General features: G+C 50.4%; 12 protein-coding genes. 5 read left to right on the forward strand and 7 right to left on the reverse strand.

The genetic code is table 11. The features are described 5' to 3' along the window. Nucleotides 1-138: 138 nt before the first annotated feature. A complete protein-coding gene (locus tag ACO0LN_RS14415) occupies nt 139-2,028 on the forward strand; it encodes an erythromycin esterase family protein (RefSeq protein ID WP_422974867.1) in 1,890 nt (629 codons plus the stop codon). A gap of 42 nt (nt 2,029-2,070) precedes the next feature. Here the strand turns inward: ACO0LN_RS14415 and ACO0LN_RS14420 are convergent, their stop codons facing one another. The 5 genes from ACO0LN_RS14420 to ACO0LN_RS14440 all read right to left on the reverse strand — a co-directional run bounded on the left by ACO0LN_RS14420 (nt 2,071) and on the right by ACO0LN_RS14440 (nt 6,318). Next, on the reverse strand, nt 2,071-2,340 hold the full coding sequence (locus ACO0LN_RS14420; protein WP_422974869.1) for a hypothetical protein: 270 nt from the start codon (nt 2,338-2,340) through the stop codon (nt 2,071-2,073). 85 nt (nt 2,341-2,425) lie between these two features. Then, the gene (locus ACO0LN_RS14425) at nt 2,426-3,430 is read right to left on the reverse strand and encodes an ABC transporter ATP-binding protein (protein WP_422974871.1); all 1,005 of its coding nucleotides are present in this window, start codon (nt 3,428-3,430) and stop codon (nt 2,426-2,428) included. After that, nucleotides 3,423-4,409 carry an ABC transporter ATP-binding protein gene (locus tag ACO0LN_RS14430; RefSeq protein ID WP_422974873.1) on the reverse strand — a complete coding sequence of 329 codons (987 nt, stop codon included), beginning with the start codon at nt 4,407-4,409 and terminating at the stop codon, nt 3,423-3,425. The genes ACO0LN_RS14425 and ACO0LN_RS14430 overlap by 8 nt, the downstream gene beginning before the upstream one ends. 14 nt (nt 4,410-4,423) lie before the next feature. Continuing rightward, nucleotides 4,424-5,326 carry an ABC transporter permease gene (locus ACO0LN_RS14435; protein WP_422974875.1) on the reverse strand — a complete coding sequence of 301 codons (903 nt, stop codon included), beginning with the start codon at nt 5,324-5,326 and terminating at the stop codon, nt 4,424-4,426. 14 nt (nt 5,327-5,340) lie between these two features. Then, nucleotides 5,341-6,318, reverse strand: coding sequence for an ABC transporter permease (locus ACO0LN_RS14440; protein WP_422974877.1), 978 nt, complete (start codon nt 6,316-6,318; stop codon nt 5,341-5,343). A 271-nt stretch (nt 6,319-6,589) separates the two neighbouring features. On the opposite strand from ACO0LN_RS14440, the gene ACO0LN_RS14445 reads away from it, so the two are divergent. The 4 genes from ACO0LN_RS14445 (at nt 6,590) to ACO0LN_RS14460 (ending at nt 10,620) form a co-directional block, all read left to right on the forward strand. Beyond that, the gene (locus ACO0LN_RS14445; protein ID WP_422974879.1) at nt 6,590-7,066 is read left to right on the forward strand and encodes a hypothetical protein; all 477 of its coding nucleotides are present in this window, start codon (nt 6,590-6,592) and stop codon (nt 7,064-7,066) included. Between the two features lie 264 nt (nt 7,067-7,330). Further along, a complete protein-coding gene (locus ACO0LN_RS14450; RefSeq protein ID WP_422974881.1) occupies nt 7,331-8,527 on the forward strand; it encodes a M20 aminoacylase family protein in 1,197 nt (398 codons plus the stop codon). Between the two features lie 63 nt (nt 8,528-8,590). Next, nucleotides 8,591-9,202 (forward strand): ATP-dependent Clp protease proteolytic subunit, encoded by a 612-nt coding sequence (locus ACO0LN_RS14455; protein ID WP_422974906.1) that lies wholly within the window; start codon nt 8,591-8,593, stop codon nt 9,200-9,202. 437 nt (nt 9,203-9,639) lie between these two features. Next, a complete protein-coding gene (locus ACO0LN_RS14460) occupies nt 9,640-10,620 on the forward strand; it encodes an alpha/beta hydrolase family esterase (protein ID WP_422974883.1) in 981 nt (326 codons plus the stop codon). An 87-nt stretch (nt 10,621-10,707) separates the two neighbouring features. Here ACO0LN_RS14460 and ACO0LN_RS14465 read toward each other — a convergent pair whose 3' ends face one another. Together ACO0LN_RS14465 and ACO0LN_RS14470 are read right to left on the reverse strand one after the other, a co-directional pair. Beyond that, nucleotides 10,708-11,541: an HNH endonuclease gene (locus ACO0LN_RS14465; protein ID WP_422974885.1), complete on the reverse strand. Its 834-nt coding sequence runs from the start codon at nt 11,539-11,541 to the stop codon at nt 10,708-10,710. Between the two features lie 2 nt (nt 11,542-11,543). Then, nucleotides 11,544-12,800, reverse strand: a complete 1,257-nt coding sequence (locus ACO0LN_RS14470; protein ID WP_422974887.1) for an AAA family ATPase — start codon at nt 12,798-12,800, stop codon at nt 11,544-11,546. Between the last annotated feature and the right edge of the window lie 114 nt (nt 12,801-12,914).

A 12,914-nucleotide genomic window follows, 5' to 3' on the forward strand; every position in this document is an offset into this window, starting at 1 on the left:
TCACAGTAGCCGGGAAATGTAATTTGCATAATTATTCCAGTCAGGTCATTCATTACTCCGGCATATAATGGCAATAATGAAATCTTTCTTATCAAAAAGATTTTCTATTTCCCCTGGCAGACTACACTCAACTCCACCATGTCATTTTTACGCCTGCAATCCCTGCTCCAGCAAACCGGCAAACCTCTTATTTGTATTGGCCTGGCGCTCGCCACTTCCTGCGTGGTCACCATGGCTGGTGCGGCAGATCTGGCAACAAGCAATCTTGGCTTTGAAGAATGGCAAGCAGGGCCAAGCCTGCCGTCTGGCTGGAAGATGTTGATGGAAGCGCATACCGTCAGTGCGGACTGTGAGCTGGCGAAAGAAGGTAAATGTTCAGTCAGGATAGCAAGTAATGCAAAGACCCCAAAAGGCGCGATGACAGCCATAGGGCAAACACTGGTCGCCAGCACGATAGGTGGTCATCCTTTGCGTTTGTCTGGCTGGATCAAAACCAGAGATGTCAACAATGGCCGCGCCGAACTCTTGTTCCAGGTTGATGGTAAATTAAAGAAAGCCGTGGCAGAGGCCATGCTGGCCAAGCGTGGCCCTACTGGCAACAAGGACTGGCAACGCTTTGAGATCAAAGTGCCAGTGGCAGCCAATGCCGCCTTGGTACATTTTGGGGTAGGCCTGGTGGGTGAAGGTACGGCCTGGTTTGATGATTTAAAACTGGAGGTCGATGAAAATATTGCGGTACCTAATATCGCGGAAATAAATAAGCCAGCACGCCCGCAAAAATCCATGCAATTGCTGGATGACCAGAGCCTTGCCCTGCCTGCCGGACAGGTCCCGGCCATACAAGCTGCATGGCAGGCAGGCATACAAAAAAACGCCCACAGCCTGCGCTCACTTTTCAGCGATGACTTCAGCGATCTGCAATTCCTCAAGCCCTTGTTGAAAGACAAGCGCATCGTGCAACTCGGTGAAAGCGCCCATGGCGTTGCAGAATTCAACTGGATGAAAACGCGTCTGATTAAATTCCTGCATCAGGAAATGGGATTTGAACTCATCGCCATGGAAGCATCAATGACTGCGGCCGATGCAGCCTATGCCAATCTCGATAAAACGTCTGCACTTGAAGCCATGCTCAGCAGCCAGTTTGGCACTATCGGTACCGATGAAACCCTGGACTTGTTCAATTACCTCAAGCAGGGTGTAGCAGGCAAACCCCGCCTGATGCTTGCCGGATTTGATCATCAGGACAGTGGTTATCTGGGGCACCAAAACATCATCGCCAGGTTCAAATCCATGCTGCAGACGATAGACCCGGCCTTGGCCGGGCAAGTGGATGGCATAGAAGAGAAATTGAATGCCCTGCTCAACAAGCAAATACCGGTGACTGCAGCAAGTGATTTGCCTGAGCACTATAAACTCATCGCCGAGACTCTGTTCAAGCACAGGGCAAAACCGGCGCAGCAGTTTCCGGCATACATGGTAGATATGACGATTCAGGAAGCTCGCTCAAGACTGACGTTCAGCCAGCAACTGGCCTTCCCTCCCATGAGCAATGAATACACAGAAATGCGCGACCAGCGCATGGCAGAGAACCTGAACTTCCTGGCTGACACTGTCTATCCGAAAAAGAAAATCATCGTTTGGGCACATAATTTTCATATCGCCAATGACTGGGCAGACAAAGCACACGCAAAAACCATGGGTGTATGGATGGCAGAAAAACGTCGCAAAGAAATGTACACCATAGGTCTGTATATGGGCCGTGGTGTTCTGGGTAGTTACGGCAAGGAAAGCTATACTGAAATTGCAGCACCACCAGCGGGTGGCATGGAAAGTGTCCTGGCAAATGGTCGTTTGAAAATGAGCTTTATCGATTTTTCTCAAGCAAAACCGGATGCCAGTAATAGCTGGATGTTCACGCCTGGTCATGCACGCTATTGGGGTATGACGCCAGAGGCGATTACTCCAGCCAAAGCCTATGATGCAGTGATTTACATAGACAATGTTACTCCTTCAGAGTACCCACACTGAACTCGAAAACATGATGCCTGAAATTTGCACAGACTGTGCGTGTCAGGCAGAACCATCATCAGCACCGGTCAGATTACCGACGTCAAAATCATAGTCATAATCATCACCTGATTGGTTTGCAGAACGCCTCGCCTGTTTTCTCTTTAACTCTGCGGCGGCCTCTTCTTCTTGCCGTTCACGTTCACGAATATCGCGCAATTCTTGCCTGGACATGACGATAGTTTCAGGCAGGCTAATGCCACACTTTTCGCATTTGGCATAACGTCGGTTAAAGACGGCGAAACCACATGCAGGGCAGTTTTGTTCAGGCATTCGACTCTCCGGCTTTATCATTTGTCAAACAGCGCATCGACCATTCCTGCGGGCCATGAATACATCAAGCGGGACAAGATAACAATCAGGTATTTAAATGGCATGCTGAAAAATGCGAAGGTGCGACTTCTTTAAATTCAGGTTGCTCTGTCACGCACCTGGGCATCGCACGTGGGCAGCGTGGATGGAAGTGGCAGCCGGTCGGTGGATTAAGCGGGGAAGGAATTTCACCCTTGATGGCAACATATTCCATCTTGCGCACTTCCAGCCTCGGGGCTGATGCCAGCAAGGCTTGTGTGTAGGGATGATTAGGCCGTTCAAAAATTTCTGTCGTCGCGGCGGATTCAACCACGCGGCCCAGGTACATGATGAGTACACGGTCAGACACATGACTGACGACACCAAGGTCATGGCTGATGAACAGGTAAGTCAGGTTCAGTTCATCACGCAGTTTGATAAACAGGTTCAGGACTTGCGCCTGTATAGACACATCCAGCGCCGCTACTGCTTCATCGCATACCAGCAGTTCAGGCTTCACGGCCAGTGCCCTGGCGATACCGACGCGGGCACGCTGGCCGCCAGAAAACTGGTGCGGGAAACGTTTCAGCACAGCCGGGTCCAGCCCTACTTTTTGTAGCAGGTGTTCTACATATTCCTGCTGTTCTGCCGACTTGATCATGCCATGCACTACCGGCGCTTCACCGACGATGTCTTGCACGCGCAGGCGCGGGTTCAGTGAGGCATACGGGTCCTGGAATATCATTTGCACGGCGAGTTGCATTTGCCTGCGTTTGGTGTGATCCATGTCTGCCAGGTTTTCACCACGCCACCAGCGGGTACCATCAGACAAACTGTGCAGGCCCACGGCCATGCGCCCGAGTGTAGATTTGCCGCACCCTGATTCACCAACCAGACCAACGACTTCACCTGCTTGCAGACTCACATCGACTTTATCAACGGCATGGACGATTTGCTGTTTGCTGACAGCACCGAATAGCTGCGTCAGCTTGTCTGTCAGTGCCACAGGCTTGGCAAAGCGCTTGCTGACCTGGCGCAGTTCCAGCAAGGCGGGCTGGCGGATATCAGTCATGCGTCACCTCTGCGACTGCGTGCATGGGATGGAAACACAATACGCTGTGACCTTGCAGATTTTCTGTAACCGGATCTTGTTCGCAAACAGAGGTCGCACGTTCACAGCGCAGGCGGAAGGCGCAGCCTTGCGGCAAGTTCAGCAAGGATGGAGTTGCCCCCGGTATCTGGCGCAGGCTTTGTCCATGCAGGTTGCGTGATGGTGATGAGGCGATCAAGCCATGGGTGTAGGGATGCATAGCCTGTTCCAATACTTGTTGCACGCTGCCGCTCTCGACTATCTTGCCGGCATACATGACAGCGACAGTATCAGCCAGGCCAGCCACGACGGACAGGTCATGGGTAATCCAGATCAATGCCGTGTCAGATTCGCGGCAAAGCTTTTGCATTTCATACAGGATTTGACCCTGTATGGTCACATCGAGTGCAGTGGTTGGCTCATCGCAAATAATCAGCTCAGGCTCATTCAAAAGTGCTATGGCGATTGCCACCCTTTGCCGCATGCCGCCAGAAAACTGGTGCGGATAGGCCAGCAGTCTTTCATCTGGTGAGGGTATGCCCACCTTGACCAGGGCGGCACGTGCCATGTCGCGTGCTTTTTCACGGCTGACCTGCTGATGGGCAAAGATGGTTTCCATCATTTGCGTATCGATGCGCAAGACCGGGTTCAGGGTCATCATCGGGTCCTGGAATATCATGGCGATACGGTTACCGCGAATTTGCCGCATGGCTTCTGCCGACAGGCTGCGCAAGTCCTGCCCCTTGAACAAGACTTTGCCTGCCGTGACTTTGCCGGGTGGGTCTATCAGGCCCATGATGGAATAAGCAGTCATGGATTTGCCAGAACCGGATTCACCGACCAGGCCCATGATTTGCCCAGGCTGCACGCGGAAGCTGACATTATTCACCGCACGCACAGTACCGGCACGGCTGGCAAATTCAGTCTGCAGGTTTTGTACTTCCAGAGTCGCGATTGTCATGATGTCAGTTCCACCTATTGCGTCTGCAAGCGCGGGTTAAGCACATCGCGCAAATGGTCAGCCACCAGGTTGATGGACACCACCGTCAGCAACAAGGCCAGACCGGGATAAAAGCTGATCCAGTATTTACCGGACAACAGATATTGATAACCATTGGCGATCAGCAAACCCAGTGAGGGTTCAGTCACTGGCAAACCCAGTCCCAAAAATGACAGCGTGGCTTCCAGCGAAATCGCCGATGCCACCTGCAAGGCCGCGATGACGATCAGCGGTGGCAAGCAGTTAGGCAGCAAGTGACGCCAGATAATGCGCGCCGGTGACAAGCCCAGGCCGACTGCGGCTTCTATATATTCTTTCTGTCTTTCCACCAGTGCCGCACTGCGGGCAGTGCGCGCATAGTAAGCCCATTGCACCAGCACCAGCGCGATGATGATCTTGCCCACGCCCTGGCCTGTCAACGCCAGCAAAATCATGGCAATCAGGATGGCGGGGAAAGATAACTGTATGTCAGCAATACGCATGATCATGGCCTCGACACGGCCACCCAGATAACCAGCGAGCAAACCCAGGCTGAGCCCGATTGCCAGCGCAATCACGGTACTGGAAAAACCAACGATGAGCGAAATACGCAAGCCATAGAAGATGGCCGACAGCATATCGCGCCCCTGCTCATCAGTGCCTAGCAAAAAGCTATGCTTGCCATCTGCAGAGAGTTTGCCGGGTTCCAGGCGTGAATCCATGACATCCAGCGCCATCAGGTCATAAGGATTTTGCGGCGAGATCAGTGGTGCAAATATCGCCAGCAAGACCAGCAGCAATAAAATCAGGCTGCCCAGGCTGGCGATGCGGCTGGCAAAGAAGTCGCGCAAGAAACGTTGCAAGGGCGTTTCAATTTTTGGAGTGATGGGTTCAGACATCGCGGTCATAACAATCAGCCCCGGCTTTCCGACAAACGCACACGCGGGTCCAGCAATGAATACACCACATCCACCACCAGGTTGATGAGAATAAACAGGCTGACAATCAACAGCAGATAGGCAACGATGACCGGCCTATCCAGCACACGTATCGAATCAATAATGAGCTTGCCCATGCCCGGCCAGGCAAACACCGATTCAGTGACTATCGCAAAGGCGATGATGGAACCAAATTGCAAGGCAATCACAGTGACGATAGGGATGAGGATATTCTTGAGTACATGCACACCGATGATGCGGCTATTGCGCAAACCCTTGGCGCGGGCAAAGCGCACATAGTCTTGCAGCAGCGCTTCTTGCGCACCAGAGCGCGTCAGGCGTATCACCATGGCGATATTGAAAAGCGCAAGGTTAAGCGCAGGCAAGAGCAAATGCCTGAGGCCATCGATATTCAAAAAACTCACAGGTATGCCCAGCAACAGCGTAGTCTCGCCCCGCCCGCTGGAAGGCAGCCAGCCCAGTTGTACGGCAAACACCATGATCAGCATCAACCCTACCCAAAAGGTAGGCAGGGAGAAGCCCAGTATCGATACCGCCATGATGCTTTTTGCAGCAATGCTGTCAGGCCGCAAACCGGCCAGCAGACCCAGCGGTATGCCCAGCACTACCGCAATCAAGATGGCAAACACGGCCAGCTCCAGCGTGGCGGGCATGCGTTCCAGGATCAGACCCAAGGCGGGTGTCGCATAAGCGAAGGAACGCCCCATGTCACCAGCCAGGGCATTTTTCAAAAATAACCAGTATTGCTGCGGCAGGCTCTGGTCCAGGCCAAAGGCAGCGATGATGCGCGCACGCTCAAGCTGATCTGCCTCAGGGCTGATCAGGATATCGATGGGATTGCCGATTGCATACACGCCAGCAAATACCAGCAGTGACATGAGCAGCAAAACTGCCAGGCTTTGCAGCAGGCGGCGCAAGATGAACCCTGGCATGTATCAGCCCTGCCTAGAGATTATCGGCAGATACAGGGAATCCGCCTGGGCTGGCCCATGGCTGGTTTTCCGGCATGAAAGTTTCATGAGTATCTGCATTGCGTATATATAATGTTTTACTGTCTTTTAGCGAATTTTACAGGCTTTATGTCAGGCTCGTGCGCAGACTCGTAAGCAGACTCGTACGCAGACTCGTACAAGCCGTGCCATCTGCTACACTAAGCAAGCTGCGGGCCTTGCCTGCGACTCTCCCCGTATAAACTGAGCTTACATGCCCATCAACAAGCGTATTGCATTGCGTATTGCCCTGCATCTTTTCCTGATCCTGCTGGTCCTGATACTGCCACCTTTGGTGTATGACTACATCAGCCACACCAATCTCAGCAATGTGCCTGGCATGCTCATGCTCGGTGGCCTCAGTTACCCTGCTTATTTTTCTTACCTGGCAACACGCCTGCGCAGCGACCGCGCCAGACTGATATTGCTGCACCTGATCGCGCTGCTGACGATTTCTTTCTTCATGCTTGAGGCCAGTGGCCGCAACACCCCGCTGATCATGCTCTTGTTGCCTGCCATTTTGGGCTTGATCATGCTGCCCGTGGCGGTCATTGCCCGGTTGCGCAAGCAAAGGCAACTCGCAATTAACTGCCTGTGGAGCAGCCTGGTGTCTGGCCCCATAGGCCTGATACTGAGCATGCTGGCCATTTATGGCGCAGGCATGAGTGCCATGTCTGGAATGCGCTGGTAAGGTAAGCTGGTCAAGGCATTTAGTCAAAGCAGTTTTTGTAGTATGTATATACGATCCTGGCGCAGATGGATCACTACCAGTTTGCCCGGAATCTGGTATCTTTCTCTATACTGAAGAAACATGTCGTAAGCGGGTATTGAGCCAAATACCGTGCTGACTATCATTTTTCTTATCAACAGGATAACATCCTGAAAAAATAGCTTGCACGTATCTGCCACTGGCTTATTGCCAGCGCATTGATGCAATGCAATCCGGAGACAAAAAATGAACCTGATCGACCCTATCGTCCAATTCCAGGCCGAAATCCAGCAAATCCGGCGTGATATCCACGCCCACCCCGAGCTTTGCTTTGAAGAACACCGTACTTCTGAAGTTGTCGCGCAGAAGCTTGAAGCCTGGGGCATACCCATCATCCGTGGCCTGGCAGGCACAGGCATCGTCGGCGTGCTCAAGAATGGCACTAGCGAACGTGCCATAGGCTTGCGGGCCGATATGGATGCCCTGCCCATGCAGGAAATCAATACCTTTGCCCATACTTCAAAGCATGACGGGAAAATGCATGCCTGCGGCCATGATGGTCACACAGCCATGCTGCTGGGAGCAGCGCATTACCTGTCCAAGTATAAAGAGTTTGACGGCACCGTCTATCTGATCTTCCAGCCTGCCGAAGAAGGCGGCGGCGGTGCACGGCGCATGATAGAAGAAGGCATGTTCGACAAATACCCCATGGATGCAGTCTTTGGCATGCATAACTGGCCGGGTGTTGCGGTTGGCACCTTTGGCGTTACGCCTGGCCCCATGATGGCCTCGTCAAATGAATTTGAAGTTATCGTCAGAGGTAAAGGTGCCCATGCGGCGCAACCGCACAAGGGCATAGACCCGATTATCGTGGCAATACAGATGGCACAAAGCTGGCAAACCATCGTCAGCCGCAATGCCAGCCCGCTGGAGTCTGCCGTGCTGTCAGTCACACAAATCCATTCCGGCAGTGCCACCAATGTCATCCCGGATGAAGCAACGTTAATAGGAACCGTACGCGCCTTCAGTACAGAAATGATAGACCTCATCGAAAAACGCATGCGCACCATCGCCGAACATACGGCAGCGGCGTTTGATGCCCAGGTGGATTTCCGCTTCAAGCGCAATTACCCGCCCCTGATCAACCATGCGAAGGAAACCGCCTTTGCCGCAGAAGTGATGCGCAGTGTGGTAGGTGCAGACAAGGTCGATGAAAGGGTAGAACCCACCATGGGCGCAGAAGATTTTTCTTTCATGCTGCAAGCCAAACCGGGCTGCTATGTCTTTTTGGGCAATGGTGATGGCGGCCACCGGGACATGGGACATGGCCTCGGGCCTTGCAACTTGCACAACCCCAGCTATGACTTTAATGACGATTTGCTGCCCATAGGCGCAACTTATTGGGTCAGGCTGGCTGAGGCCTACTTGAAAAAAACTGCCTGAGCAGCCATCTAGGCAGCCTGGAATGACATAAAATCATCCTCCATATTCACCAAAAATTACCAAATTTCAACCAGATCAGATAAGAAGACTTTCATGGCCGACGAAAAAGAGAACAACGAATCACAAGCACGCAGCCCTTTCCTCGAAGAAAAGGCCTTTAAATCCCGTACTGTGCTGGTATTTGGCACGATCAACGACAAACTGGCATCAGAAATCTCCCAGCGTCTGATCGCCCTGTCGGCAGAATCCAAAGAGCCTATCACCATCCTGGTATCTTCCCCAGGCGGCCATGTGGAATCTGGCGATGTCATCCATGACATCATCAAGTTCATCGATGCACCTGTGAATATCGTTGGCACTGGCTGGGTAGGTAGTGCAGCTGTGAATGTGTTCCTGTCGGTACCAAAAGAGCGCCGTGTCTGCCTGCCAAACACCCGCTTTTTGATCCACCAGCCTAGCGGTGGTTTTGGTGGCCAGGCTTCAGATATCGCTATTCAGGCACGCGAAATCGTCAAGATACGCGAACGCATCGCTGCCCTGATCGCCAGGGAATCCGGCCAGTCACTGGAAAAAGTCACGACAGATATAGACCGCGATTTCTGGATGAGTGCTGCCGAAGCCAAGGAATATGGCCTGGTGTCACGGATTATCATCAATCAAAGTGAACTGTCCTAAGACCCGCCTTTACTGAACAGTTTTCACTGACCAGGCTTTCCTCCCTCAGGATCAGGATATGGCTCGCTGCATAAAGTGAGCCATATTAAGTGAGCCATATCTAAGTGAGCCATGTTTTAGCGTGCCAATCCAGCCAGACTACGGGAGCCAACTAAAGAAGCCAGGTTAAGGGGAGAATTCAACAGCAGCGGCCAAATAGATCACCGCGACGAATCACGCAAGACCGCGATCTTGCTGTTACACCATCTTGCTGATTTGTAGCGCTTGGTGCCGCTTGTATCGCTTGGTACCGCTTGGTACCGCTTCGTGCTGTTGTATCTCATCTTCCCTGAGCTTCGGTGCCAGGTATGCAAACACCAGGTATATCAACAATAGGTAGTACAGCCGGGCGAACGGTGGAAATTCCCGTCCACACGCCCAGTCACTGAAAGTGCGCAATGAAACGAGTATTACGCTGGTTTGCCTGGATTATGCTGGGGCTGCTTGCCCTCATCGCACTGTGCGGCGCACTGTTCGCCTACTTCATTTATTCCCCAACACCCGACCGCCCGGCCTTGTCTGGCGCTGTGCAAAAAGGCAGCATACAAGCAGGCGGCATCAAGCGCACCTACATCAGCTATGTGCCACGCGACCTGCCCAAAGGCGCACCCCTGATACTGGTCATGCACGGCTCAGGCCAAAGCGCAGAAGATATACGCGTAGAAACCGGCTACGGCTTCGAACGCCTCGCCGACCAGCATGGCTTCGCCATCGCCTACCCCGACTCCTACAGCTTTGACTGGAATGATTGCGGCAAAGTCGGCGACTACCAGGTCAATGGCCGCGACATCGACGACGTCGGCTTCCTCAATGCCCTGACCGACAAACTCATCAACGACCTCGGCACCGACAAAACCCGCGTATTCGCCACCGGCGTATCCGCAGGCGGCTTCATGTCACTACGCCTGGCACTGGAATCCCCAAGCCGCTTCCGCGCCGTAGCCGCAGTATCCGCCAGCGTACAAGTGCCGCAAAACTTCCGCTGCAAACCCGCTGGCACAGGCCTAACCTCAGTCATGATCATGAACGGCACCAAAGACCCTCTGGTGCCTTACAAGGGAGGTGAAGTGAACCTGCTAGGCCTGTTCTACAAATGCGGCGACGTACTCAATGCCCGCGCATCAGCACAATATTTCGCAGACCTGAACAAGATCACCGCCACACCCACAGTACAGACGACCACAATATCAGGTGTCGATGTGGAACGCATAAGCTGGAAGCAAAACCCCAAAACCGAAGTCGAACTCGTCGCTATCCACGGCGGTGGGCATGGTTTGCCACAACCCTACTACCGCCGCGCACGCTTGCTTGGTCCGTCGCCGATGGCACCGAATGGGACGGAAATGATTTGGGAGTTTTTTGCGCGGCAGGGGCGGTGAAAGATTTACGCCTGACCGGATAGCCCTTTAATTTTTTCGCACTTTGGCGATGCTGATTGTCACCGCCCGCTACTAAAGAACTTGATACTACATAGGAATAACTGTAAACCCTCCGTCACAGAAAGACGCATTATTTGCTAGGGTTGAAAATAGAACCGTTTTCCAATAATTTCTCCCATGGCTACATGCAATTGAACTAGCTTCCTCTTTTAAGTATTTACTGACCGCAATTTCTTTTTCCTCTGTCGCAAATCTTTTTTCTAATCCAAATCTAATTCCTCTGAGTAAATCAAGAGCCATTGTCCGATATCTATTTCGCAGTTGTAGTATTTCAAAATGTGTAGAGATACGAGTAAAGTCCTCATGCGTCATGTTGTCTGTTTTATTTATGTAAAATTTTAGAAGCAACGCATCGTCAATAATTTTTATCGATAGGGTTAAAAACGTTTCGTCGTGAACTTGATCGAAATACGGATGCAGAAAAAGTGGAGTATTGTTTGATTGACCAGTGACAAGGTCATTCTTTTTGTTGTTGCATGTAAAGCAACATGGAACTAGATTTTGTGGAAATACTGAAAATTCTGGGAATTTTCTTTTAGGTAGATAATGGTCAAGTGAAGCCGTTTGATCTAACTGGCAAAACGGACATACAGCACAACTCCCAATAAAATTTTCACATAACTCGGATAAAGGTTTGGTAGGGACATCAAACGCATGAATTAACGCTTCCGTTTGAGGAGTAGTCAAAGTGATTGCTGTTAGGGCAGTTAAATTACTTGTGTGCTTTAAATAGTTCTCGTATGACTCGAAAACACTAGCTGATATCTCATATAAATGATCTTTTGTTAGATTGCGTTTAGCAGCGTATATTGCGTTGAATACTGCTTTTCCATCGTCATGCGGAGAGCCTAAATAACGCATTTCTATCTTTCGTCTATCAAACTCATTACATATGAACGTGCGGAAAATCCCAATCTTTTCCCGAATTTTTCTTCGATAGTTTCAAGTGAGTGATCTTTTGCAAGAGCGTTTAAGACATCATGCCAGTCTGTAGTTTCATCAGAAAGATTAAAAATATCTTTAGTGATAACACCAATATTTTCACCAAACGTTTCGATTAAAGGTAATGAAACTTGTGACGAGTTCCCAATTCTTCGCAAAATTCTGACATATTTCGATGGAGTTTCTTGAAGTACTACGGGAGAGTGCGTTGAAATAATTGAATATGCGTCGAATTCTTCCATACAAATACGAAAACTATGTAGTAGGGAAGCGAGCAACGGAGGATGCAAATGAGCTTCAGGCTCGTCCATGATCACCAGCATTCGACGTTCTTTCTCCAGTAACGAAGTCAGTTGGGCAACAATAGTTAATACGATTTTATGCCCTGTGCTCAACAATAAGAAGTTTTGATCATCCAATAAACTATTGGCACCTTGGGAAATACCAATTTTTTGAAATGATGCTTCATTGGTTATTGGTGCTAGTATTTTGAGAAATATCTCTTGTCTGCCTTGCTCCCTAATTCGATGAAGTGCCGAAGAATATTCCGCACGTATCTCTCTATGATCTTTCAAGCCATAGATTGGTTCGTTATTGTCAGATCGAATTACTTTTCTCAAACCACAATACGTATAACCAAAAAATCCACCATCAAGATCTAAATGACTTCGCTCTGATTCATCCTGACCAGGTATTTCAAACGTATCGAATGCACTATAAGAGACAACCACAACTCCACCAAAATTGGGCGCCGAGTCAACGAATTTCCCCGTTTCACTTGATAGGAGGTCTTTTTTTCTTTTATATCCATAACCACTGGTTACGGTCGCTAATTTTGAAAGAAGCTGAGTTTTTCCAGTTCCGTTGTATCCAATTACTACATTTATTCGATTTGGGATGTCTGGGGTCGGGTTGAAGTTGAAATTGATGCTTAAATCATTCGCTTCTTTTGAAAGCTTTGTCTGAAAAGTGAAACTTGGTCCAGTTGAGTTATTTCCAATTTCAACTTTAGGGGTGGTGGTGAATAGTTCTGGCGCATCTGAAAGTGCTTGCATAGCTGAAGAAAAGCGAGCTAATGAAAGTTTGAATCCAGCATTCTCTTGAAAATTTTGTTTGAGCTCGATATCAAAAACTACGTCTTTAATTCCTTTTAGGTATTGATTACCGGCGTTTGTCAACGTAGTTGTCGCGTCATTTCATGCTACATGCAGTGATACTTCTGGCTCAATCCGTTCCGGATTAAGCCAGACCTGATTCGCCAACTCCCAATTTCTGGTGTGTTGTGTCCACCG

Source organism: Undibacterium sp. TC9W (assembly GCF_049339865.1).
Classification (GTDB): Bacteria; Pseudomonadota; Gammaproteobacteria; order Burkholderiales; family Burkholderiaceae_D; genus Undibacterium.